This window comes from Dehalobacterium formicoaceticum (assembly GCF_002224645.1).
Taxonomy (GTDB): Bacteria; Bacillota; Dehalobacteriia; order Dehalobacteriales; family Dehalobacteriaceae; genus Dehalobacterium; species Dehalobacterium formicoaceticum.
In genome coordinates this window covers 1,576,273-1,599,516 of sequence record NZ_CP022121.1, presented here as the reverse complement: position 1 = coordinate 1,599,516, position 23,244 = coordinate 1,576,273, and the positions used below count along the sequence as shown (strand labels likewise).

Below are 23,244 nucleotides of genomic sequence, written 5' to 3'. Positions count from 1 at the left end.
GCAGTAACACAACCTAATCATGTTAAATAACAATGATTCTGCTGCAAAAAATGAAGTTTTTGCAGCAGAATCAACAATAATCGTTATTTATCTGTATTCCCCGCGATATGCTGAGCAGCGATGTAACCAAATGTCATAGCAGGTCCAATAGTGCTGCCCCCACCCCAATAAGCATTGGCTGTGGGTGATGCGATACAATTTCCCGCACCGTATAATCCTTCAATAACCTGACTTCGCACATCCAGCACTTGGCTATTTCTGTTAATCATCGGGCCGCCGTTGGTATCAAGGGTGCTGGAAGCCAAAATCACGCAATAATATGGACCTTCCTCACGGAGGGGAGCTAAGGTATAGTTTTTAGTCATATCCTCAGGCCATTTGCCGGCATCCGGTTTGGTAGGAGGAAAGGTGGTCCATTCTCTGTCGTAGGCAAATTCACCCCGCTGAAAATCCTCATCCCGGCCTGCCCTTGCAAAACCGTTGAACCGCTCTACCGTGACTGCAAAGTTTTCATTAAAATGCTCATCCAGCATAAAGCCGCCGGTATGATCTTTTAGTTTGGACAAACGCTCTCCGATGGCATTTCCCAGCTCTTCCAAGCTATCTCCCTTGATCATATAGGAAGCCTCCTGGCCTTCTGCCGGGTAAGGGGGCATGCCCTGCCAGAGATCAGCCGTTCTTGCATCAAAAATCATGAAGAGAAGCATATTGGTCCATTCGGCCCGGTTTGGATCCCAAACGAAATGAACCATACCCCGATCCGAATAGTTCCGCTTTTCATTCATCACCCGATGGCCGTAGCGATTAACCTCCAGCACACTGTCTCCCGGAATAAAAAAGAGATTATTGGAACCTCCCGGATTTTCCAGGACACTTTCAAAGACACTCTGCGCTCGAAAAGCACCGCCCATATTGCCTAACTTTGCACCGATCTCTCCTGCCAGGGTAATAAAGTCCCCGGTATTAGAGGGAGCAGAGCAACCGCCGAAGATGGGGCCTTTTCCAAAATGCAGCATCAACTCAGGATTGTGGGAAAAACCACCGCTGCCGAAGATCACACCCTGGTATGCGGTATAGGAAATTGTCTGATCACCAGATTTTGCTTCCACACCAATGACCCTACCCCGGTCATCTTTGCGAATCCGGACCACCTCATGATTGACCAGCATGGGAATGTTGTGATCTTCCGCCCAAGCTTTAAAGCGGTTGATCAGGTTAAAACCATAGCCCACTTCGCCCTGATCATCCTTGGTGAAAAGAAGCCGTCCGCGCAGGGATTTATTCTCCGGGAGATGATCCTGATAATCAAGATGCATCTGGCCTGTCCAGTTGATTTGCTCCGTCAGCTCAAATACACCAAGATTCTCCAAATATTCAGTCATTTCGGCCGCATGATCGACCATGGCCTCCATCAGCTGGAATTCATTCTCCGGAACCCCGTAGCGTTCACCCTCGGGCTGGTAGAGATGGGGATAGGAATAACGAGCCATATATCTCAGGGTTTGTTCCCGATCTTCTTTGATGCCCCAAGCTTTTTGAAATCGATTGTTGGGTGTCCAGAATCCGCCGCCGGAACGCTTTGTCGTGCCGCCGATCTCGCCTGCTTTCTCCAGCATAATAACCGAGCAGCCTTCGTTTTTTGCTGTGATGGCTGCGGCAAAGGCTGCGGCACCGGAACCTACAACAATGACATCTGCCGCTGTATCTGCAGTCCCGTGACCTTTTCCCTCATTATTTGGAATCGTGGCCGGTAACAGCTCCCTTTTCGTTGCTTGCGCCACCAGTTTACCGTCTTTCAAACCTTGATCCTCCATAAGCTGGAACTCTGTTTTTGGCGCACCACATTGGGGACACTTCTCTGGTGGCTCTTCACCCATATGGATATACCCACAAACCTTACAAATCCACCTTTTCATCCTTCTCCCTCCTCCTTATGTTTAGGAAAATTTCACCGCGTATTTCTGACAAAATTTTCATTGTTTGCGGTAATTATACCATGGATTCCAATAATGATCTATGGATGTGTTGTCCGGTAATATTCGGTTGATTACCCTTTGCCAGAAAAATACTGTTGCATTTGAATTACCTGCACCACTATTCAAAATACCTAATTCTAATTTTTGATGCTAGACTTTCAAAAGCATCTGCATATTTCTCAATAATTTTATTACAGATTTCAATCGCCAATGATTCGCTATATATATGAGAGGTAGAATTTCTGTCATTTAACATTTCTAGCCATAGTTTATCATCATCTAAAAGACCTGTTGAAAAAGCTTCCCGTAATACAGATTTAGGAGAGTTAATTCCTAGTAGTCCTTCATCTTCAAAACATACTTTAAGGGTTTTCCACGCAAGTTCAAAGGTAAATTCGAATCTCTGAATCAATCCATCCCTTAACAGGTCATTTTCCGCACTAAACATTGAAACCCCATTTTTTAGTTGTTTAATTGCGTATGTAAAATTATCAAATTTGGTTCGATGCTTGCTCATATAATAGTACTCCTTCTTTTTCAATATTTTTCAGTAGTTTTATATCTGTATCTTTATTAATAAATACAACATCTATTTTAAGAAGCGTATTAAGATCATCTATGTCACTAGTCAAATATCCTTTGTCAGAAAACCCCGGCAATGTGAAAATTGCAAGGTCGATATCACTATTAAATCTATTATCCCCTCTTGCACGGGAGCCGAACAATACAATTTTATCTATTTGATATTTTTTCCCAAGTTTTTTTATATTGGAAATTAAGCCTTCATCTAAGATGTTATTCATTTAAATCCCTCCCTTCCACTATTAGACAATTATATTATACCAAATTCTTTAACAAAAAAATTCCCTAAACTTAGCATTTAGAGTGTTCTGGGTAGAACAGGGGACGGTTCTCTATTCTGTCACTGATAGATCTTATCACAGTAAAACTGTTAAGTCTGGATATCTGCCTCGAACAAGGAACATCCCCTGTTTTTCATTGCTATTGAATCACTCCCTCATTAAAATTGTTCCCCTAATTGATAAAACCAAACTCCATCGTCATACCCTATCGGCAGAAAGCGATCATAGAATTCTTTTAATCTCTCATCAGGGTTGATATCTTCAAATTCATTTGGATAAAAAATCTTAGCCATTTTTAATGTAGGATAGAATCCAAATTGATTTTGTGCTTGATTGTGAAAAAATGCGAATACATTATTATTTTGAACAGCTTTCAGCTTGTCCCAACCTTTTCTTTGAACATATTCCCCTACAGTGGAATCCATCTTTTCTTGAGCCTCTTCAGGAGAGTAATATCCCATTTCTTGCTCTCCTGCGTTTCCTGTTTCTACAGAATCTGTAGTACCACATGCAGATAGTGAAAATATCAATAACAGCGACATGAGAATTAATCCAATTTTTTTCTTCATTTTAGCCCTTCTTCCTTAAAGATTTTTACTTGATACCATTATTTATTTTTGCCTGCCGCCTCACGCTCTGCTGCCTCCTTTTTCTTCCTTTCCGTAAACTCCTTCTCCAAAACATAGTCGTATTCCTTATCAATGAATTCACCGACCAAAATGAGTCCGTCGGTAATTTTTTGCTCTGAAACTAAATCACTAATCGTCAGCAAATTACCTTGGGCAATTTGCTGTTCCGGCCAAGTGGCACGGCAAATGACAACAACCGGTGTAGTCATGGGATAGTATTTCTTCAGCACGTGGATTACCCGGTCAAGGAGCTCTACGGACATAAAGATCGCCAGACTCGCACCAAGGGCGGCAACCAGGTTAAAATATTCCTCTCCATCTTCTCTATCTCGTAAGGTGGTACAAATTGCCGTATTGGGAAGTCCCAACCCCGTCATGCCTCTTTTAAGCAAAGCTGTAGCAGCATTGAAGGAACTAACACCAGGGATGACTTCATAATCGATCTGTTCATTTTCAAAACGATCTGTTAGACCGCCGATCATCCCATACAGGCAAGGATCTCCCATGGTTACGAAAGCCGTGATTTGTTTTTTGCTGACTGCCTCCTTGACTAATTGTAATTTTTCATCATAAGAATAAGCAAAGCTATCATAAAATTTGCAACTACTCTTAGTATTGCTGAACATCTCTTGCGGAGTAAAACGGGTACTGAAAAAAATACGATCGGCGCTGTCAATAATTCTTTGTCCTTTCAACGTCATAAGCTCAGCATCCCCCGGACCTCCCGCCACGATAAATACCTTTGTTTCCATATCTCTTCTCCCTTCTCCCCTATTGTGCAATCGTATCTTTTACTGAACGAATCGGTGATACTACGGGAATATCATTTTCGTTTAACATCACATAAGCTTCGATGCCATAAACTTCTTTCAGCATTTCTTCTGTTACAATTTCTTTCGGATTTCCCTGGGAATAAAATTCCCCGCCGCTTTTTAAGACGACCAAAGAATCGGCATAGCGACTGGAAAGATTAATATCGTGCATCACAATAATAAACATCATATCTTTTTTAATAGACACTTCTTCTATGATCGAGAATAATTCTAATTGCTTTTGCATGTCCAGACTATTTGTCGGTTCGTCCATCAAGATCATCTTCGGATCCCTGACCAAGGTCTGAGCAATTGATACTAATTTTCTTTGTCCTCCAGAAAGTTGATTCATTTTCCGGCGTGCAATGCTATCAATATTTAAGGCTTCTAAAGCTGTTAAAGCCTTTTCTAAATCATCATCACCTACCTTCCATGCTAAAGATTCTAATCTTCCTAATAAAACGGTCTCAAAAACAGTCAAAGTTGTTTCGGCCATGTCTTGTTGAGGAAGATAAACCATTAGATTCATTTTTTCTTTTCTGGGGATTTCTGATAGCCGCTTATCGTCCCAAAGAATTTCCCCTTTAGCAGGAAGCAAGCCAAAAATGCACTTTAATAGGGTGGATTTTCCTGCGGCATTAGGTCCGACGATTATATTTACTTTATCTTTTAATGATAAGGATAAATCTGTGAATATTGGATTTTTATCGTATTTAAAATAAAGGTTTTCAATTGTTATCATAGATATCATCCCTTTCTTTTTAAAATTAAGAGGGCAAAGAATGGTATCCCAATAAGGGAAGTCACCAATCCAATGGGAATTATAACGCCAGGAACAAGGGATTTACTGACAATCGAAGCAACGGATAGCAGCAAGGCACCTATCAATGCTGATGCAGTCAAGAAATATCTCTGTTCTTCTCCGCAAAGTATTCTGGCAATATGGGGCGCTACCAAACCGACAAAGCCGATCGTTCCGGCGAAACTTACGGCAGTTGCCGTCAGCAAGGCCACGATAAAAATAATATTTCTGCGCGTTTTTTTGACATCAACACCCAGGCTTATCGCTGATTCATCGGATAATGACATGGCAGTCAATTTCCAAATATTCCGGCTAAAAACAAATGCGCAAAGTATCGTCACGATTGTGATAATTAACAGTTTAATCCAATCAATCTTGTTCAGGCTGCCAAAGCTCCAAAATACTAAAGATTGTAAATCTGATGCGTCAGCAACAAATTGTAATAATTGGGTTAAAGAGCTAAATAAAAAGTTCATCACGATACCGAATAATATTAAAGTATTCCGATCTGCGTCTTCCCTTTTTGAAAACAGATAGAGCATCCCTGCCGCCAGTAAAGAAAATATAAAGGAATTTATGGTTATCAAAAATGTACCGACACCTGGAACGATGGAAAGCTTTAATATAATCGCGATCGCGGCGCCCAATGATGCTGCTGAAGATAATCCCAATGTATAAGGGCTTGCCATGGGATTTCTTAAAACTGTCTGCATCTCACATCCGCCCATCCCTAATGCAGCACCGATCACGACCGCCGATAGCGCCACCGGCATACGCAGCCCCCAAATCACAAACATTGAAACCTCATCTTCTGTAGTTCCCAAAAGTGCATCTATTGTTTCTGTAAAATTATAATCTGCACTTCCCACAAATAAATTGACAACTATGCTGATCAGGATAAGAGCTATCAAAGGGAAAATAATCAATGATTTTTTCTTAATGATACCTGCATAAATTTGTCTGGCTTTTAAAGTGCTTTTTAAATTACTCTCGCTCATTTGGTTGTTCTCCTAAAGTTGTTCTCCTAATTGATAAAACCAAATTCCATCTTCATACTCTGTAAGCATAAAGCGGTCAAAGAATTCTTTTAATCGCTCATCAGGGTTGATATCTTCAAATTCACCGGGATAGAAAAGCTTTGCCATTTTTAATGCAGGATAGAATCCACATTGATTTTGTGCTTGATTGTGAAAAAATGAGAAGACATTGTTATTTTGAACGGCATTTAGCTTGTCCCAACCTTTTCTTTGAACATATTCTCCTACAGTGGCATCCATATTTTCTTGAGCTTCTTCAGGAGTGTAATATCCTAATAAATATGTCACAAAGATATAGTCGGGATTTGTTGTTAGCAAATATTCAGGATCTATTTTACTATTATCACCCACATTGCCAACTGCAATATTTTCTCCGCCGGCCAGCTCTATCAAAGCAGCCCAGCCATCAGTTATTCCGGTTGAACTATATTCTTCTCTGGTACCCCAACCCATTTCCTCATAAACTGTTGGTTTATCTGTTTTCTGAGATAGGTTTTTACTTTTTATGATTGCAAATTGTTCATCTAAAAAACCTGCCATTTCTCGTGCCCGATCTTCTGTTCCGAAGATTTTACCAACGAGCAATACGGCTTCTTGGGGCGAAGTAGATGGATCTTCTGATCTGGTTAAAATTAAAGTAGGAATCCCTGCTCTCTCTAGTTTTTCTGCAGCATCTAAGGCTATTTCCGATAAATGACCAAATACATTGGCAATAAAAAGATCTGGTTTTAATGAAATTATCTTTTCAATATCATATTCATTTTGACCACCTCCGCCTACTAAAGGCAGATCTTGGAGTTGTGGATATTTTTCTTCGTATATTCTTTGAAATTGTTCCCCGGTACCGGAAAATCCAACTCCTACCGGCATATCAATAAAATCTTCTCCCACAACAGCGATACAGAATTCTAGTGCTTCCCAATAATTTACTACTACTCTTTCAATGGGTTTTTTAATACTAATTTCCCTCCCCAACATATCTGTAACCGTAATTTCAGAGCTTTCCCCTCCCTCTGTTTCTTGCCCTCCTGCCTTTCCTGTTTCTTTAGTATCTGTTCCACATGCAGATAGTGAAAATATCAAAAGCACCGACATTAAAATTAATCCGATTTTCCTCTTCATTTTAGCCCCACCTTTCTAAGAATAGCTCTATCATTGTTTTGAGCTATTTCTTTACTAATCTTAGTAATTTTTCTATTTTTCTTCCTTCTCATTGAGTATGTTTTCCTTTTATTTTTAATTCTTCACCTCCATCCTGCCAACATTGCATACTCTTTTGAGTTGAAAAAAATATACTGAGCATAAAAAAACACCTGCATTTTCTACATGAAAATACAGGTGTGCTATGTCTCAATCAATCTTTAGCCGATATATGGCTTTATCCTGTACATTATTTTTCATTGGAAAATAATAATACATCATTATTTAAACATGTATCCTGACTTTGCTTCATCGCTTTCTCCGCCTTCCCGCATTCAGCAGTGGCATAATGGAGTTGCTCCGCATTACAGTAACCAGATTGTTCAGGATTTGCACCTGATTCCATGATTTAAATAAAATATTAAATTAAAAATGTTTTACAATACAACAATAGTCTACTGCCATAATAATCAAATGTCAACCTAATTATCTACTAATTATTTCTAAATTATTGCTCTTCTTCCTTTCGATTATAATCACATTGTAGTACGACGATTTGTTTTTACCCGGTACAATGTAAAAACAGCAAATTATATTTTCATATGTGCCCTTTCACCCGGTCATAATAGAAAACCTAATAAAAAGCAAAACTTATTTCCTGCTTCATTAGTCTAAGCATATGTGAGGAGGAGCATAGATGAACAAAAAACAGCTGTTTGAAAATTACTTAATGGAAAATATCGATAGCGCTTATCGTTTTGCCTACACTTACGCAAAAAACCGGGAGGATGCGGAAGATATCGTGAATGAAAGTGTTGTCAAGGCAATAAAATCAATAAATCAGTTGCAAATGCCTAAGTATATAAAGCCTTGTTATATCAAAAAAATGAAAATGGAGCAATTAAAAAAGTATAGAGGATACGGTTTTTAAAGGGATCAATGGGAAGTTTAGTACCAAACACAAAACAGCTCAACAATCAGAAAATTGCTGGTTGTTGAGCTGTTTTTTTGTTCTATCCATGCGTATCAGGAGGGAAAGAGGCAAAAAATTAAGTGACAATCATCTTGACGGGATCTTGATGTTCCCTGAACTGTTTTCTTTCCAAAGCCCGTTCTGTTAGCTGCAGCCAAACGAGGGCAGCTAAAACAAGGAAGATCCCGAAGATTTGAAAAGGAACCAGACTTTGCCCAAATATCAAAAATCCTAAAATAGAGGCAACCACCGGGTCAAGACTGTACATAATGATCACCAATGGAGCTTCCAAATAACTATAAGCAGTCATCAGGAAATAGTAGCTTGACACCATAGGAATCAGTCCAAACCCCAAAATTGCCATAACTGCCGGGATTCCATGCACCCCCACGTTGATTTGAATTTCGCTGACCACAGCCCAGGGGGGATTGATAAAGGATAAAATTATCACGGCAAACAAATTAGTATACATTAAATATGCATCATAATCATATCCCAAATCCACGGCATATTTGCAAAGAAGAAACCCACCGGCAAAGGAAAGGACCACGATTGCCATCCAAAAAAGCCCTTCGGCCGGGGCGGCAAGTGTACCAAACACATTCAGAATAAAAGCAATACCAATAATTGTAGCAATCCCTGAGACAATTTTGATAGGGGTAATTTTATTTTTCCAGATAATACGCGAGAAGAGCACAACAATAAAATAATTTAGGAAAGTTAAAATTGAAGTGACTCCCAAAGGCACTCCTTTACTTAGTGCCACCGCATAGCACCAGGTTGAACCTAAAACACCAACAACACCAACAACACCCACTGAAATATACAAAACTAACCTTCTGACATCGACCTTTAATACCTGGGGTTTACGAATTAAAATTCTGGTTAAAAAAAAGATGACCATTAACCCGGGACCTAAGATGCCAATAGCTGTTTCACTGAAACCAAAACTACTTAAAAATTCCGACGAAGGTGCCAAAGGTACCCCAACACACACCTGCCAATGTTGCAAACACAAACCCTCTCATGGTATTCGTCATGGATAATTCCCCCTACTTTATTATTTCACTTTTGTCAAATGGGAAAATTTAAGTAGTAAGCTGTGTTGCCCGAAGAATGGAACCCTGCCCATTATGCCGGATAACACAGCCTATTTGAATCCTGGTTTATTTTTTCTTTACAATCAGTTCTTTCTCTGCATCTTGGACAATTTGATGGATCATCTCTTTTTGTGCATCCGACAATACTTGAGGATTATGGGTTTCCATAATGCGGCGTGCTTCTTCATCCGCCTTTAGCGCCATATCCTTGGCACCCATTGTGCTCCATTCCTCACGGTTATGGCGGTCCATAATTTTGGGTGCGGACTGCAGTTCTTTAAAGAGCTGGAATGTGTGTTCTTCTCCCAGATATTGTCCTTTAATGCCTACATTATGGATGACATCCAATGCGAGGGTCTCTTCATTAACCGGAACACCCTCCAAAACCATCTTAATCATCCGCACAAAATCAGCATCGGCAACCACTTGGCCGAGACTCATAGTAATCCCACTCTCCAACATGCCCGGTCCATAGATCATATTAGCACCTGCTAACATGGGAAGGAGGGCGGTGAGAGTCTTTTCGTGTCCGGCCTGCATATCGGGAACCTTGCTGTCAGTCTACCCACCGGCAACTAAAGTTGGGATATTATACATTCTGGCAATACTGGCTACCCCGGCACTGATTAACCCTAATTCCGGGCATCCTACCATGGCAGCAGCATTATGCCTCATATCCAGGGTACCGGTAGAAGATCCATATATAAAAGAAGTTCCCTTATTAACCAACTGGGAAAGGGTTAGGGCTCCCAATATTTCTGCGTTCATGACAACTAATGTTCCGGCTAAGGTTACAGGACCCATGCCGCTAGACATGGCCATGGAAAGAATCATCACCGGGACACGGGCTTTTGCCCCTTCAATCACGGCGGCTACCGTGCTGTCAGGAATCGTTAACGGACTGATTGTGCACCCACCCAGCATCATGATGGGACGATCCTTCAATTGATCCATTCCGCCGGCAGCAACAGCACCCATTTCCAGTAAGATTTCAGCGGTTCTTTTGTCTTCCGGACTGGCTAAAACCGGCTTTTTGGTATTGACCAATGGCGCCTCAAAGCCATGAATACATGCTACGGCAGGATCAACATCTCTGGCTACCATGGTATCAAAGACGAAATCGTATTCATCAATGTAATCCACTATTCTGGCACAATCAGCAATATCTTGTTTGGTAGTATTTCGCAGTTCGCCTGTATAAGGATCGACAATCAAAATGCCCAATCCAAAGGGACAGACATAAACCCGGCCCTCTTCCAGGATGATATCATATTGAGGATCCTTACCTGCCAAAAATACACTGGCAGGAGCACTTTTAATAGCATCTTCCACCATGTAAGCAGGAATTTTCACAACATTGCTTTTACGGTCAACGAGGGCGCCCCCTTTTTCAAAATATTCCAGGGCTTCTTCATCGGTAACATGTAATCCGGTTCTCTCCAACACTTCTAATGTGCCTAAATGCAAAAAGTGCAGATCGTTTTCTGAGAATAATTGCAAGCTTGCTCCGCTAAAAGAAGCATATCCGGCATTCTTATTTCGTTTCATAATCAATCCTCCCCTTCTCTAATTTCAATTAGCAATACTTTTTGTAACCCTCCCTTTATTATCTCCTTCCCTCATTTATTGTTCATTGAAAATGCTTTTAACATCTTATATCCTAATTCTATCGCTCGACTAAAATCTTTTTCTCATATCTGTCTGCGGTTAGATAACTGCTCCTTTGTTTGGCACCGGTTCGCTGCCGCTTATTTTAAAATAGATTCCCACCCCGATAGCACATATAATCATCACGATGCCCAATACATCAAACATAAAGCGCAAGGAATCGTTGTTAAAGATACCGGCTATTAAGGGTTGGACAAAGGTAGAAAGTACATAGGAAAAGAAGATCGTGCTGTTAATAAGGGCACCGGTGAAGGTAATCAAGACTTTTGGCGGAGCCATAGTTGCTTCCTGATAGAGATAAGGCACCGATAGCCCAAAGCCAATCCCCCAAACAACCGTTGATAGAATGACCATTGATAAGCTATGTGATCGAGCCAACATCAGATAACCAACACCGAAAGCAAGGAAAAACAGCGTGGAAGTATATTTATTAAATTTGCTGTAAAGGAATCCGAATACAAGGCTTACCACAACAATAGAGGCCGTAAGTAAACCATTGACCATTCCCGTGGCAGCAGCGTTGCCAATGCCTTCCCCTTCAATAAATATGGATAAGAAAAGATATAGGGTATTTCCAACTACTTGGGAAAGGATCGTAATCACTACCAAAACCCACACTGCTTTTCCTAAACGAGGTTTTTGTCCTAATGCAGTTGCGTTTGCTTCCTGCATTGCCTGCTCCTCTTCTTCTGCAAGCAGCTCTTCAGATTTAGGCGGGTTCTTTTTCAATACGATGGCATGATAGACTACAATCAGAGCACATAAAAGATACACAGCAAAAGGCAGGCGCCAGCTAATCACAGCTAAATATCCCGCCAGAACCGTCAGCCCAATGGCAAGCAAACTTCCCAGCGCATTATACAAGCCCATCACGTTTGCTCTGGCCTGACCAGAGAAATAATCGGCTACAATAGATGCTACCATCGCGGTAGCAAATCCGTTACCGATCCCGACAATAGCTCGGGTAAACAAAATATAGTTGATATTGGCGAATAAACCCCCAGCTGCTCCCCCAATGGTAAAAAGAGTGAATCCAATCAACAGCGCACCTTTTTTGCTTAATTTGTTCTGTTCAACCAATTTACCTGCAATTAAGCTGGAGGGAATGACAAATAACGATGATATGGTCAGGATGAAGCTGATTAACGTAGAATTAGTTGGAGGCAAGGCATTGACAATGCCTGACATATCGGGAATTAAGATATAAGTATCTGCCATCGGAGCAACACAAATTAATACAATAGCTATTAAAATCGATATTTTCCCTTTCATCCATATCCTCCTCGTTTTTTCCTTAATGCTTATCTGTTTTCTGTAACCCTCCATTTCGTCCGGTTAAGATGCTGGTTCAGGCAGAGTCCGCCTGGACTCTACCTGCCTGGCCATAATAATCTGAGAACCCCGACTTACTTTCTAATTCCCAGTTCCTTTTCAATTTCTTCAATGGTTGACCTTATTTCTGACGCCGCCTTTTCCGGAAGGGGTTTTGTTTGATGCGTTTCCAAGATATTAATCGCATCTTGACGTCCTCTTGAGATCAAGCTGGCAGTTTCACTCGCCGCCCATACGTCTCTGGAATCACGGTTCATAAATTTGGGATATACCTGAGCAGTTTTCATGTTTTCCATGGTATGCTCTTCCATTAAGAAGTGTCCTCCGGCACCTACCTTTTGGATCACATCAACGGCCATACTCTGCTCATGGACAGGAATTCCCGGAAGTAGGCCCCGCATCATCCGGACAAATTCATTGTCCACGACATATTGTTCATAGCTAAAGGTCATACCCATATCCAGCATACCTGATCCGTAAATAATATTAGCGCCTGCTAACATTGGCAACAGATAGGTCAAGGTTTTTTCATGACCAGCTTGCACGTCGGATTCTTTGCTGTCTGCCTACCCACCGGCAACAAAACTGGGCAGATTATAAAATCGAGCTAACTTTGCTACCCCTGCACTAATGAGGGCAAGCTCCGGACTTCCCACAGTAGCAACAGCTTTTCTCAAATCAAGGTTGGTCGTAGAGCTGCCGTAAATGATGGGAGTGCCTTTCTTGACCAATTGGCTTAGGACGACACCTGTCAATACTTCCGCATTATGTGTCACTAATGTCCCGGCCAGAGTTACCGGCGCAGTCCCCCCTGCCATAGCCATGGAAAGACAAAGAAAAGGAAGTTCTGCCTCAGCGTATTCAATCATACTTTCACATAAAGCATCGGAGTAGGTTAAAGGACTGATGGGACAGCCGCCCCCGGTAATAATGGGACGTTCCTTTAATTTTTCTCTGCCGCCGACAACTTTTCCCGCCATCTCAATCAGCATTTGTGCCGAATAAGTATCTTCCGGGCTGGTAAACAGGTGTTTTGATGAATTATTGATATGCCCTTCAAATGAATGGTAACAGACAGTCCGGGGATCAACATCCCTGGGGATAACCGTGTCAAAGCAGAAATCCATTTGATCCAAGGCATCGGTAATAGTAGCCAGCTGTTCAATATCTTTTTTTGTGGATTTTCTGTAATCTCCGGTATAAGGATCGATCACATTAACGCCGGTTCCAAAGGGAATAAAATTCACCCGACCATCTTCCAAAATAACATCGTTTTTCGGATCTCTCCCGGCCATCAATACTTTTCCCGGGGCGGTTCGGACCGCCTCTTCCACCATGTGACCGGGAATTTTTACATTTTTCTTCTCTCTGTCTACTTTAGCTCCGCCTTTTTCAAAAATATCCATAGCCTTTTCGCTCTGAACATTAATTCCGTTTTTTTCCATGATCTCTATGGTATTGGAATGCACCGCTTCCAAATCATGATCAGAGAATAATTGAAGACCGCAGCCAACAAAAGTGTTATATCCCGCCGCATTATTACGAATCAACGAAGACACCTCCTGTAATAATCTGTTTTCTAAAACCCGTCTCAACTTTAGATCAATCATCCATTAATATCCTATAGTTCGAAAATGATTATTATTTTTTCCCAGCCTCCTTTTGTTATCCTTTTCTCAAGATATGATTGTTGTTTTGATGGGATCATTCAATAAATCAGATGATTGAATTCTTCGAACTATTATTGCAAGACCTATGCCAAAAATGAACAAAATAAAAAATCCTTGATACCAAAGGGTTTCAAGGATTTTATGAAAATTGAATTTCCAGCACCAAGAGGCTTAGTGCATGTTATTTTTGCATCACATCAAAAATTCACGATAAGTGTAGACCGCAAATCTTAAATGCATGCAAATATAAAATGCACCTGTTAAGTCTTACCGGTTTTCTTTTTGCAAATTCAACACCTTAATTTTATGCTGTAAGTTTTGTCTTAAAATGCCTAACTCTTGAGCTGTTCTCGTAATATTCCAGCTATTGCGCAGAAGGGCATCATAAATCAATCTTTTTTCAAACTCCTGTAAATTGCTGCGCAACGTACCTTGAATTCCAGGCATATATTTGGATATCTCCTTCGTCTTAAGTAAACGCTCTTGAAAATACATGGGCAAATGCTCCAAATCCAACTCGTCGTCTTGATGCTCAACAAAATTCATGCCGCTTTCAATGATATTTTCTAATTCCCTGACATTTCCCGGCCAATAATAATGTTCAAATGGCTTAATCAGATCACGGGAAATTCCTTTGACAAATATTCCGAATTTGTCATTAAATTTTCTGATAAAATAGTGGCCGAGAACATGAATATCATTTTTCCTTTCACGGAGCGGAGGGATATCTATTGTGACCGTTGCCAAGCGAAAAAACAAATCCGACCTAATCACCTGCTCTTGCACTGCCACAAAAGGATCCACATTGGTGGCACTAATAATCCTGGTGTTAATGGGCGTTTCCGTTTTGCTGCCAATTCTCCTGACCACTTTGTCCTGCAGCACTCTTAACAATTTCGCCTGCAGGGAGAAAGGCATGGAATTGATTTCATCCAAAAAAATCGTACCGTTCTCCGCTTGTTCAAATAATCCGGGAATATCAACCGCTCCGGTAAAGGCTCCTTTTACCGTACCAAATAATATGCTTTCCAGCAGGGAATCGGGAATAGCAGCACAATTGACCGGTACAAAAGGGCCCTTGGCAAATAAACTGGCGTTATGAATTCCTTGAGCAAAAAGTTCTTTGCCCGTTCCTGTTTCCCCAACAATTAATATGGGAGAACTATGTCCGGCCACCTTTCGAGCCAAAGCAACTGTTTCCTTCATTTCCTTGCTGTCACCAATAATGTGATCCAAGAGATATCTAGCTCCCTTCACATTTGCGGGATTATTTTCTTCCATGGTCAGTTTTCTTTGCATCACAAGGGTATTGGATATAAATTCGCCGATGGTTTTAACATCACGTCCGACAGTATAAACACCGGCAAGTTTTTCTTGATAAAAGAAAGGAAAAGCATTGATTAATATATCGTTTCGTTTCCCGTTTGGCAGATAATACTTATAATGATGCTCAATCAAGGGCTTTACAGTCTTCATAACCTTCTCAGTAACGGCTTCATAAAAGTTGTTTTCACTAATATAGGAATAGACATCGGTTTCTTTTTTTCCTAAAACATCGGATCTTTTTAGCCCTTCTGTTTTTTCCACCTCCCGATTATATAAAATAATTTTCCCCTTTTCATCGGTAGCATAAACGCCCTCGTGAATGCTATCAAGGATTGTTTTTAACAACTGATTCTCTCGCTCCAGATCATCTCCTACCTCCTGAAGCTGAATATTTGTCTTTTTCAGGATCTCAATTTCTTGTCTTAGCAATTCCAATTCGCCGATGTCATCTCTTTTCATTGTCAATCCTCCAAATAACGCAGGGGACGGTCCGAAACCAGGTAAACCTGGTTGCAGACCGTCCCCGCGTTTTTTCTTAATCCCATTCGCATTCCGTCATGGAGACATTCTTCAATTCTTTGACAAAATCATCGGTGACGTGAACATGCATGATTTCTTGATTGCTCAGGAATTTAAAAATCCCATTATCAAAATCCGTACCGATTTCTTTAAAGAAAATACCTTCATAAGCCGCATTGGCTTCATGATGAAAGCTTACCCGGTACCCGTCCCCTTCCGGGATCAAATAAGCCCGCACTCCTTTCTCGTAATGGTCTTCCCGGTCCACCAAAGCCCGGGCCACAGAAATAATGTGCAGATCAATAAAAGGAATTTCCCGCAACAGAACATTGACAATTGATCCTTTAGTGATCTCCCGCCAACGGCTTTGGGCTGTTTGACCGATAATGATCTGGGTCGTGTGCTTCTCCCGGGCCACCTGGGCAATCACCTTAGCTACAGGACGTTTTTCGTTATCCATCAGAATAAATCCATCAGCATCACTTTCTTCCGCTAATTTTCTCCAAAATTCTATATAAGCGGTGCGTTCACCGTCGAGTTCTTCAAAAGGCAGTGGATCAATGGTTAAAATATAAAGTGGGCAGTCCAGCATATTGGCAATTTTTGATCCCCGACGAATCAAACGTTCCCCATTGGGACCATACGCTACGCAGACAAGAATGCTTTCATCCATCCGCGTTTTACATTTCTTCATTTTTTCCTCCCTCCGGATTTTTCGAACCGGATATCGTATTATGTATTTCGCCTAATATCATATAGTATGGGAAAGTTTTTTTCAATCATAATTAAATGGAAAGCATCCGTTCCTTTCCCGGTAGTGCATGATTTCTAATTTTAGTATATAATAGAAGTGAACTTTGGTCCGACCCGCCAAAGTATTTTTTTGGAGACTCGGTCAGGGAGGTACAATTTTGTCCTTTGTTCATCTGATTATTTTTATCCCATTTGTTGCTGCGCTCTTGATCCCTTTTTTTTATAAATATTTATCTCGGATCCATACCGGCTGGTTTGTCCTGCCGATTCCGGCTGTGTTATTTGTCCGTCTGGCCGCTGAGGTACCTTTAGTCGCTCAGGGAGAAATTTTCATGCACACCATGCCCTGGATCCCTTCCCTGGACATTAATCTTGCCGTTTGTCTGGACGGTTTATCCCTGCTCTTCAGTCTGCTTATTTTAGGTATCGGCACTCTGGTGGTGCTCTATTCCATTTTTTATTTAGACAAAGAACATGAAGCTTTAGGTAACTTTTATCTTTACTTATTGATTTTTATGGGTGCCATGCTGGGTTTGGTCTTTTCCGATCACCTCATGCTCCTCTATGCCTTCTGGGAACTAACCAGTGTTTCCTCCTTTTTATTAATTGCCTATTGGTACCAAAGAAAGAAGTCCCGCGCCGGTGCTCTCAAGGCACTCTTTATTACCATTTTCGGCGGCTTAAGCATGTTGGCAGGTTTCATCCTGCTTTCTTCCGGCATGGGCACGTACAGTATCCGGGAAATCATCGGCTCCGGAAAAGAAGTGACCCTACTACCCCAATTTTTCCCTGCCATGCTGCTTATTTTACTGGGGGCTTTTACCAAGTCGGCCCAATTCCCCTTTCATATCTGGCTGCCGGATGCCATGGAAGCACCCACTCCGATCAGTGCCTATCTTCATTCAGCCACGATGGTGAAAGCGGGTATTTATCTGGTAGCCCGCTTGACCCCAATCTTTGGCGGCACCATGCCCTGGTTTTGGCTTGTTTCTCTGGTGGGGCTGGTCACCTTGTTTTGGGGCTCCTTTTCCGCGGTTAAGCAGACGGATTTAAAAGCGATGTTAGCCTTTTCTACAGTCAGCCAATTGGGCATGATTATGTGTCTTTTAGGACTGGGATCCGCCGCTCTGGCAGAACCGCTGAATATTATGAGTTCCCTTTATCCTGCCGCTATGCTCACAGCAATTTTCCATCTGGTGAATCATTCTACTTTTAAAGGCTGCCTTTTTATGGTGGTAGGGATAATCGACCATAATACCGGCACCCGGGATATCCGAAAATTAGGCGGTCTGATCCGGTTGATGCCCCTCTCCTTTACCATGATGATGATCGGCAGCTTTTCGATGGCCGGCTTGCCTCCCTTCAGCGGATTCTTAAGCAAAGAGCTTTTCTTTACAAGTGTGCTGCACATTGCCCGCCTGGATATCTTCCGCTTGGAAACCTGGGGTGTCCTATTCCCTGTCGTTGCTTGGGTAGCCAGTATTTTTACCTTCGTTTACTGCATGATTTTGGTCTTCCAAACCTTTCTGGGTAAATATCAACCGCAAAAATTGGAGAGGGAGGCTTATGAAAGCAGTTGGGGCATGTTGCTCCCCCTTTGGTGCTGGCTGTTTTGACGATCCTTTTTTTCTTTTACCCCAATGTCCTGGCCGATTACCTGCTGCTTCCGGCTTTAGCCGCTGTTTTGCCCAATATGGCAGCTGCAGACTTTGGTATTGAACCTATCCTGGCTTGGCACGGCTGGACACCGGAACTGATGATGACCATAGGAGTGGTGCTTTTGGGTACTCTTCTTTATCTTACCTTCCCCAAATGGTCCAGGATTTATCATCAGCTGCCTCATTGGCTTACCTTAAATCATGCCCACGACCGTTTCCTGTCTCTTGGCGAAAAAATTTCACTTACCACCACCAAAGCTTATATGACCGGTTTTACCCGGGATTATTTGGCCTATATTTTCCTATTCATGATTCTGTTACTGGGCGGCGGCCTTTTTGGCCAACAAAATTTTTCCTTTGACCCTACCGGTAACAGTCCCATCGAATTCTACGAAGTGATCCTGGTGCTGGTCATGATCAGCGCCGCCCTTACTGTGGCCCTTGCCGCCAACCGATTAACCAGCATTATTGCTTTAGGTGTAATGGGTTATGTTATTGCTATCTTCTTTGTGATTTTTCGTGCCCCCGATCTGGCTTTGACCCAGCTGGTGGTAGAAACAGTAACTACCGCCCTTTTTCTCCTCTGTTTTTATCATTTGCCCAAAATCAAAAAAGAGGTCGTCCGCCTTTCATTTAAAATCACCAATTTAGCAATATCTCTGGGTGTGGGCCTGATTGTTACCGCAATGGCTTTATCGGCTCAAGGGCACCAGCTTTTCCCGCCTATTTCCGGTTTTTTTGAAAATTCCTATGAGCTGGCAGGAGCAAACAACATGGTCAATGCCCTTTTAGTTGATTTCCGCGGCTTTGATACCATGCTGGAAATTACCGTCTTCACCATCGCCGGAATCGGTGTTTACACTTTAATTAAACTACGCATGTCCAGGAGGGATTCGGATTGAAGCATCATGAAGATATGATTTTACAGACAGTAGCCAAGATTGCTGCCTTTATCATTTTAACCGTTGCTGTTTATCTTTTTTGGGGCGGACACCATCAACCGGGGGGTGGCTTTGTCGGCGGCCTGATTGTGAGCTCTGCTGTAATCCTGATGTATTTAGCCTTTGACTTAAAGAGCGTACTTGCCGGCATTTCCTTTGATTTTAAAATCTTGGCGCCCATCGGGGTCTCGATTGCCATGGTTACAGGTATGATTCCCATGTTTATGGGCCGGCCTTTTTTAAGTCAAGCTTTTGGTTATTTTGATCTCCCTATCTTTGGGGAAACGGAATTAGCCAGTGCCGTTTTATTTGATACCGGCGTTGCTCTGGCCGTGATCGGGACTGCTCTGACGATCATAACTGCCATCAGTGAGGATGAATGCACATGGAAACATTAATATCGGTACTTATTGGTATTCTTTTTACCATTGGAGTATATTTAATATTGTCAAAAAATCTGCTCCATATTATTTTCGGCAGCTCCATCCTTTCCCATGGAGCCCATTTACTGATTATCACGATGGGGGGATTAAAAAAAGGGGCACCCCCTTTAGTGAGTGAAAATGCTGCTGCCTATGCGGATCCCCTTCCTCAGTCACTGATTCTGACCGCCATCGTCATTAATTTTGCCGTCACTGCTTTTCTCCTGGTGCTTGCTTACCGGTCCTATGATGTCCTGGGCACCAACGATATGAATCAATTAAGGGGGGTTAATGATGAATAACTTGATTATTCTGCCGCTGCTGATCCCCCTGGGGGCAGGCTTGATGACCGCAATTTTTCGCAAAAACATCCTCTTTCAGAGAATAATCAGTATTTTGGCCGTCCTTTTGACCTGCGCCGCATCCTTTTTTCTGATCAGCCAGGTTTCATCCCAGGGGATACAAACCTTACAGTTAGGCGGCTGGCCGGCTCCCTATGGCATCACCTTTGCTTTAGATATGTTTGCCGCACTGCTTATTTTGACCGCCAGCTTTGTTTCCCTGGCTTGTCTTTTGTTTGCCATTCCTTCCATTGGTCAGGAGCGGGAGAGATATTATTTCTACCCTTTATATCAGTTCTTAATGGTCGGGGTAAACGGCTCTTTTTTAACCGGAGACCTTTTCAATCTTTTTGTCTGCTTTGAAGTCATGCTCCTGGCATCCTATGTGCTGCTCTCCCTGGGGGGCACCAAGCCCCAGCTTAGGGAATCCATTAAATACATTCTGATTAATACCATTTCATCTTCCCTGTTTCTCATTGCCATTGCTTATCTTTATCGCATCACTGGAACGGTCAATATGGCCCATCTCTCAGTGCTGATCGCCCAGGCGGGGCAGGATGGCCTGATCACTACGGTATCCTTACTCTTTATCATTGTGTTCAGCCTAAAAGCCGGTCTGCTGCTCTTTTTCTGGCTGCCAGGATCCTATAGTACGCCTCCGGCAGCCGTTCGGGCTGTCTTTGGGGCCCTTTTGACCAAGGTGGGCATTTACGCGATTTTTCGGGTTTTTTCCCTGATTTTCTATCATCAACCGGAAACAACCCACTTGATCTTAGGCGTGATGGCACTCTTGACCATGCTTTTAGGAGGCATGGGGGCAATGGCTTATTGGGATATCCATAAGATTTTATCCTATAATGTCATCATCTCAGTTGGTTTTATTATCGCAGGCTTTACCGCCTTTTCCATGGAAGCAATCATCGGCGCTATTTATTACCTGATGCATGATATGATCGTCAAAGCGCTCCTCTTTCTCATCGGCGGAGCTATGATCGGGATTACAGGCACCAGCAAGCTAAAAGAAATGAGCGGTTTGATCCGCTATCATCCTTTGCTCGGCTGGATGTTTTTCATTGGAGCCATGGCCTTAGGCGGTATCCCGCCTTTAAGCGGTTTTATCGGTAAACTGATTATTACCCAGGGAATATTGGAAAAAGGAGCTTTAGATCCTTTCTTCTATGCTCTGGCCGCTGCGGGCTTATTATCCAGCCTGATGGCCCTTTATTCTGTGGTAAAAATTTTCACCAATGGTTTTTGGGGTGAAACCTTATTAAGTAAGGATATGGAAAAAATAAGCACAAAGGGTTTGATTTTCCCTTGTGTGCTTTTAACTGCAATCAGTATTTTCTTAGGTTTGGGGGGCGAGGTGCTTTACCCTTATCTGGCCGCGGCTGCTGAAACCCTCTTAAATCCCCAAATCTATATTGAAGCCGTGTTAAAATAATAAACTTGCGAACCATTAATGATTGATAAGAGGTGATTTTCTTGCCCATTCAACTATTATTAAATATTTTTATTGCCGTGCTTTGGGTTTTGCTCCAGGATTCGTGGACCAGTCTGACCTTTTTCGTGGGCTACCTGGTGGGGCTCCTGCTTATTTTTCTCATGCGCCGTTATTTCCCCACTCCCTTTTATTTAAAAAAGCTGTGTGCAATGATTCATCTGCTTTATGTTTTTATTCGGGAATTGGTATCCTCTGCTATTTTTGTCCTGCGCATCGTTTTAAGTCCTAAGATCAACATCAATCCGGGCTTTTTCACTCTGGAAACCCAACTGCGCGGCAGCTGGGAGCTGACAACCTTATCCCTGCTGATTACCTTGACCCCAGGTTCTGTGGTCATTGGGATCTCCCCGGAAGAAGACCATCTCTTCATCCATGCTGTGGATATCCCGGACATGCGGGATGCGGTAATTAAGGCGAAGGATGCTTTTGAACATGCTATTATGGGGGTGACGCGCTAGTGCTGAAAACGATTTTAACCTTGTCCCTGATCTTAATATCCGTTGCCATTTCCCTGGCTCTTTTCCGTGTCATCAAAGGGCCCACCATTCCCGATCGGGTCATGGCCTTGGATGCCATCGGTATTTATCTGATCGCCGCGGTGGCGATGTTATCTGTTTTGCTTAACACCCACGCATTTTTTGATGTGATGCTCCAATTAGGGATCTTATCCTTTATCGGAACTACCGCTTATTCTCGCTATCTGGAAAGGGGGTATTTAATTGAACGGGATCATGATCGGTGAATTCTTAGGTGCTCTGCTGATCCTCGGTGGCGCCTTACTTAGTTTTTTTAGTGCCATCGGTATCATCCGCTTTCCTGATGTCTATACCAGAGCCCATGCTGCTTCCAAAAGCTCTTCGCTCGGTGTGCTCCTCATTCTGACCGGAACCTTTTTCTATTTCTGGCTGGCGGATGGTTTCATTAGTATTCGTCTTCTTTTAGCGCTGGCGTTTATCTTTCTCACCACCCCGGTGGGTACGCACCTGATGTGCCGGGCTGCTTACCGCTCCGGAATCGGAGTAGATGAGCAACCTCCTGAGTATCAGGAAGAAACTTCAGGTTAAATTAATTGATCGTCTAACAAAATAATAGCCTGGGCCAAGGCACGAAATAAAAGAAAATAATCTGATCCGTTTTGGTGGGGACTGCGGTATTTGCGGTTTATTTCCAACTGCATGCTCGGAATCTTTAATTTCTCGGCGACAAAACGGGTAACTGTATTTTGCTGCACAACCGTAAAAAAGTTTGAGGAAATGGCAGTCAAGCCTTCTTCCAGGAGTTTATTTTTAAACCATACGCATATTTGTTCCCGGCCTAATAAAGATTTACCCTGCATCGTACCAAGATCGATATCAAAATCGTGCTCCCGCTTCGCACCATGAATATCCAGAACCATTTTAATCTTGTGCTTCCTGGCAATATCTTTGATGGTATCCTTGTAGATACAAGGATCATCGAAATTGGGGTCTCCCCCATAAAACTTCGTCACACTCAGAGCATGACAATCTGTGACCTGCTGCAGTAAATAGACCAAAGATCCGGTAAATTCGTCCGAGGATTTTATTTGCTTATGCCGCAAATGGCGCACGGAGTGGGGCGCCGAGATCAGAATGGGTATTTTCCCCGGTAAATAAAGAAAAGGATTAGTCTTCTTTGGATTGAGCTTCCGATCCGTTTTGACAAAATGGATTCTTTCCACAGCCGCAGCCTGCTCATTTATTTTTGGATCAATATTCATCCTGCTTTGACACCTCCGATGCCATGATGCGTAACTTGGA

General features: G+C 42.4%; 22 protein-coding genes, 2 pseudogenes and 1 riboswitch. Of the genes and pseudogenes, 9 read left to right on the top strand and 15 right to left on the bottom strand.

Features of this window, described 5'->3' with window-relative positions:
• Positions 1–83 precede the first annotated feature (83 nt).
• The 8 genes from CEQ75_RS07870 to CEQ75_RS07835 all read right to left on the bottom strand — a co-directional run bounded on the left by CEQ75_RS07870 (position 84) and on the right by CEQ75_RS07835 (position 7,241).
• A complete protein-coding gene (locus tag CEQ75_RS07870) occupies positions 84–1,916 on the bottom strand; it encodes an FAD-dependent oxidoreductase (protein ID WP_089609842.1) in 1,833 nt (610 codons plus the stop codon).
• Between the two features lie 178 nt (positions 1,917–2,094).
• Positions 2,095–2,493 carry a nucleotidyltransferase substrate binding protein gene (locus tag CEQ75_RS07865; RefSeq protein ID WP_089609841.1) on the bottom strand — a complete coding sequence of 133 codons (399 nt, stop codon included), beginning with the start codon at positions 2,491–2,493 and terminating at the stop codon, positions 2,095–2,097.
• Positions 2,468–2,779, bottom strand: coding sequence for a nucleotidyltransferase domain-containing protein (locus CEQ75_RS07860; protein WP_089609840.1), 312 nt, complete (start codon positions 2,777–2,779; stop codon positions 2,468–2,470). Before CEQ75_RS07860 ends, CEQ75_RS07865 begins: the two co-directional genes overlap by 26 nt.
• A gap of 218 nt (positions 2,780–2,997) precedes the next feature.
• Positions 2,998–3,408: a hypothetical protein gene (locus CEQ75_RS07855; protein ID WP_089609839.1), complete on the bottom strand. Its 411-nt coding sequence runs from the start codon at positions 3,406–3,408 to the stop codon at positions 2,998–3,000.
• A 38-nt stretch (positions 3,409–3,446) separates the two neighbouring features.
• Positions 3,447–4,220: a cobalt-precorrin-4/precorrin-4 C(11)-methyltransferase gene (locus tag CEQ75_RS07850; protein ID WP_089609838.1), complete on the bottom strand. Its 774-nt coding sequence runs from the start codon at positions 4,218–4,220 to the stop codon at positions 3,447–3,449.
• A 19-nt stretch (positions 4,221–4,239) separates the two neighbouring features.
• The gene (locus CEQ75_RS07845) at positions 4,240–5,022 is read right to left on the bottom strand and encodes an ABC transporter ATP-binding protein (protein WP_089609837.1); all 783 of its coding nucleotides are present in this window, start codon (positions 5,020–5,022) and stop codon (positions 4,240–4,242) included.
• Between the two features lie 5 nt (positions 5,023–5,027).
• Positions 5,028–6,080, bottom strand: a complete 1,053-nt coding sequence (locus CEQ75_RS07840) for a FecCD family ABC transporter permease (protein WP_198306663.1) — start codon at positions 6,078–6,080, stop codon at positions 5,028–5,030.
• 12 nt (positions 6,081–6,092) lie between these two features.
• Positions 6,093–7,241 (bottom strand): ABC transporter substrate-binding protein, encoded by a 1,149-nt coding sequence (locus CEQ75_RS07835; RefSeq protein ID WP_089609836.1) that lies wholly within the window; start codon positions 7,239–7,241, stop codon positions 6,093–6,095.
• Between the two features lie 289 nt (positions 7,242–7,530).
• A riboswitch (cobalamin riboswitch) is annotated at positions 7,531–7,700 on the bottom strand.
• 256 nt (positions 7,701–7,956) lie between these two features.
• Between CEQ75_RS07835 and CEQ75_RS07830 the strand changes: the two genes are divergently transcribed.
• A complete protein-coding gene (locus CEQ75_RS07830) occupies positions 7,957–8,190 on the top strand; it encodes an RNA polymerase sigma factor (RefSeq protein WP_089609835.1) in 234 nt (77 codons plus the stop codon).
• Positions 8,191–8,308: 118 nt separating this feature from the next.
• Here the strand turns inward: CEQ75_RS07830 and CEQ75_RS07825 are convergent, their stop codons facing one another.
• The 6 genes and pseudogenes from CEQ75_RS07825 to CEQ75_RS07790 form a co-directional block, all read right to left on the bottom strand.
• A complete protein-coding gene (locus CEQ75_RS07825) occupies positions 8,309–9,244 on the bottom strand; it encodes a DMT family transporter (RefSeq protein ID WP_089609834.1) in 936 nt (311 codons plus the stop codon).
• Between the two features lie 154 nt (positions 9,245–9,398).
• Positions 9,399–10,880: pseudogene (gene mttB, locus CEQ75_RS07815) on the bottom strand ([trimethylamine--corrinoid protein] Co-methyltransferase).
• Positions 10,881–11,039: 159 nt separating this feature from the next.
• Complete coding sequence (locus tag CEQ75_RS07810) at positions 11,040–12,272, bottom strand: MFS transporter (protein ID WP_157677374.1); 1,233 nt, start codon at positions 12,270–12,272, stop codon at positions 11,040–11,042.
• Positions 12,273–12,406: 134 nt separating this feature from the next.
• Positions 12,407–13,882 (bottom strand): annotated as a pseudogene (mttB, locus tag CEQ75_RS18920) ([trimethylamine--corrinoid protein] Co-methyltransferase).
• 387 nt (positions 13,883–14,269) lie between these two features.
• A complete protein-coding gene (locus CEQ75_RS07795; RefSeq protein ID WP_089609828.1) occupies positions 14,270–15,787 on the bottom strand; it encodes a sigma 54-interacting transcriptional regulator in 1,518 nt (505 codons plus the stop codon).
• Positions 15,788–15,863: 76 nt separating this feature from the next.
• Positions 15,864–16,541: an adenine nucleotide alpha hydrolase family protein gene (locus CEQ75_RS07790; protein WP_089609827.1), complete on the bottom strand. Its 678-nt coding sequence runs from the start codon at positions 16,539–16,541 to the stop codon at positions 15,864–15,866.
• Between the two features lie 217 nt (positions 16,542–16,758).
• On the opposite strand from CEQ75_RS07790, the gene CEQ75_RS18915 reads away from it, so the two are divergent.
• The 8 genes from CEQ75_RS18915 to mnhG are packed head-to-tail and all read left to right on the top strand — an operon-like array spanning position 16,759 to position 22,530.
• Entirely contained in the window at positions 16,759–18,216 is a 1,458-nt protein-coding gene (locus CEQ75_RS18915; RefSeq protein ID WP_242965408.1) for a proton-conducting transporter transmembrane domain-containing protein, read from the top strand.
• Complete coding sequence (mbhE, locus tag CEQ75_RS18910) at positions 18,177–19,160, top strand: hydrogen gas-evolving membrane-bound hydrogenase subunit E (RefSeq protein WP_242965407.1); 984 nt, start codon at positions 18,177–18,179, stop codon at positions 19,158–19,160. The genes CEQ75_RS18915 and mbhE overlap by 40 nt, the downstream gene beginning before the upstream one ends.
• Complete coding sequence (locus CEQ75_RS07780; protein WP_198306662.1) at positions 19,157–19,597, top strand: Na(+)/H(+) antiporter subunit B; 441 nt, start codon at positions 19,157–19,159, stop codon at positions 19,595–19,597. The genes mbhE and CEQ75_RS07780 overlap by 4 nt, the downstream gene beginning before the upstream one ends.
• Positions 19,585–19,923 carry a Na(+)/H(+) antiporter subunit C gene (locus tag CEQ75_RS07775; protein WP_089609826.1) on the top strand — a complete coding sequence of 113 codons (339 nt, stop codon included), beginning with the start codon at positions 19,585–19,587 and terminating at the stop codon, positions 19,921–19,923. The genes CEQ75_RS07780 and CEQ75_RS07775 overlap by 13 nt, the downstream gene beginning before the upstream one ends.
• Positions 19,913–21,406 carry a Na+/H+ antiporter subunit D gene (locus CEQ75_RS07770; protein WP_338032007.1) on the top strand — a complete coding sequence of 498 codons (1,494 nt, stop codon included), beginning with the start codon at positions 19,913–19,915 and terminating at the stop codon, positions 21,404–21,406. The genes CEQ75_RS07775 and CEQ75_RS07770 overlap by 11 nt, the downstream gene beginning before the upstream one ends.
• A 32-nt stretch (positions 21,407–21,438) precedes the next feature.
• Positions 21,439–21,924 (top strand): Na+/H+ antiporter subunit E, encoded by a 486-nt coding sequence (locus tag CEQ75_RS07765; protein WP_242965406.1) that lies wholly within the window; start codon positions 21,439–21,441, stop codon positions 21,922–21,924.
• The gene (locus tag CEQ75_RS07760) at positions 21,924–22,208 is read left to right on the top strand and encodes a Na(+)/H(+) antiporter subunit F1 (RefSeq protein WP_089609823.1); all 285 of its coding nucleotides are present in this window, start codon (positions 21,924–21,926) and stop codon (positions 22,206–22,208) included. Before CEQ75_RS07765 ends, CEQ75_RS07760 begins: the two co-directional genes overlap by 1 nt.
• On the top strand, positions 22,186–22,530 hold the full coding sequence (mnhG, locus tag CEQ75_RS07755; protein WP_089609822.1) for a monovalent cation/H(+) antiporter subunit G: 345 nt from the start codon (positions 22,186–22,188) through the stop codon (positions 22,528–22,530). The genes CEQ75_RS07760 and mnhG overlap by 23 nt, the downstream gene beginning before the upstream one ends.
• On the opposite strand, the gene CEQ75_RS07750 is transcribed toward mnhG, so the two are convergent.
• The gene (locus tag CEQ75_RS07750) at positions 22,527–23,204 is read right to left on the bottom strand and encodes a hypothetical protein (RefSeq protein ID WP_089609821.1); all 678 of its coding nucleotides are present in this window, start codon (positions 23,202–23,204) and stop codon (positions 22,527–22,529) included. The two genes, mnhG and CEQ75_RS07750, sit on opposite strands and share 4 nt — an antisense overlap.
• Between the last annotated feature and the right edge of the window lie 40 nt (positions 23,205–23,244).

What these genes read in the sequence shown, in the direction of transcription:
- CEQ75_RS07870 (WP_089609842.1), bottom strand. Translation starts at nt 1,916, where the DNA reads ATGAAAAGGTGGATTTGTAAGGTTTGTGGGTATATCCATATGGGTGAA.
- CEQ75_RS07865 (WP_089609841.1), bottom strand. Translation starts at nt 2,493, where the DNA reads ATGAGCAAGCATCGAACCAAATTTGATAATTTTACATACGCAATTAAA.
- CEQ75_RS07860 (WP_089609840.1), bottom strand. Translation starts at nt 2,779, where the DNA reads ATGAATAACATCTTAGATGAAGGCTTAATTTCCAATATAAAAAAACTT.
- CEQ75_RS07855 (WP_089609839.1), bottom strand. Translation starts at nt 3,408, where the DNA reads ATGAAGAAAAAAATTGGATTAATTCTCATGTCGCTGTTATTGATATTT.
- CEQ75_RS07850 (WP_089609838.1), bottom strand. Translation starts at nt 4,220, where the DNA reads ATGGAAACAAAGGTATTTATCGTGGCGGGAGGTCCGGGGGATGCTGAG.
- CEQ75_RS07845 (WP_089609837.1), bottom strand. Translation starts at nt 5,022, where the DNA reads ATGATAACAATTGAAAACCTTTATTTTAAATACGATAAAAATCCAATA.
- CEQ75_RS07840 (WP_198306663.1), bottom strand. Translation starts at nt 6,080, where the DNA reads ATGAGCGAGAGTAATTTAAAAAGCACTTTAAAAGCCAGACAAATTTAT.
- CEQ75_RS07835 (WP_089609836.1), bottom strand. Translation starts at nt 7,241, where the DNA reads ATGAAGAGGAAAATCGGATTAATTTTAATGTCGGTGCTTTTGATATTT.
- CEQ75_RS07830 (WP_089609835.1), top strand. Translation starts at nt 7,957, where the DNA reads ATGAACAAAAAACAGCTGTTTGAAAATTACTTAATGGAAAATATCGAT.
- CEQ75_RS07810 (WP_157677374.1), bottom strand. Translation starts at nt 12,272, where the DNA reads ATGAAAGGGAAAATATCGATTTTAATAGCTATTGTATTAATTTGTGTT.
- CEQ75_RS07795 (WP_089609828.1), bottom strand. Translation starts at nt 15,787, where the DNA reads ATGAAAAGAGATGACATCGGCGAATTGGAATTGCTAAGACAAGAAATT.
- CEQ75_RS07790 (WP_089609827.1), bottom strand. Translation starts at nt 16,541, where the DNA reads ATGAAGAAATGTAAAACGCGGATGGATGAAAGCATTCTTGTCTGCGTA.
- CEQ75_RS07775 (WP_089609826.1), top strand. Translation starts at nt 19,585, where the DNA reads ATGGAAACATTAATATCGGTACTTATTGGTATTCTTTTTACCATTGGA.
- CEQ75_RS07770 (WP_338032007.1), top strand. Translation starts at nt 19,913, where the DNA reads ATGATGAATAACTTGATTATTCTGCCGCTGCTGATCCCCCTGGGGGCA.
- CEQ75_RS07750 (WP_089609821.1), bottom strand. Translation starts at nt 23,204, where the DNA reads ATGAATATTGATCCAAAAATAAATGAGCAGGCTGCGGCTGTGGAAAGA.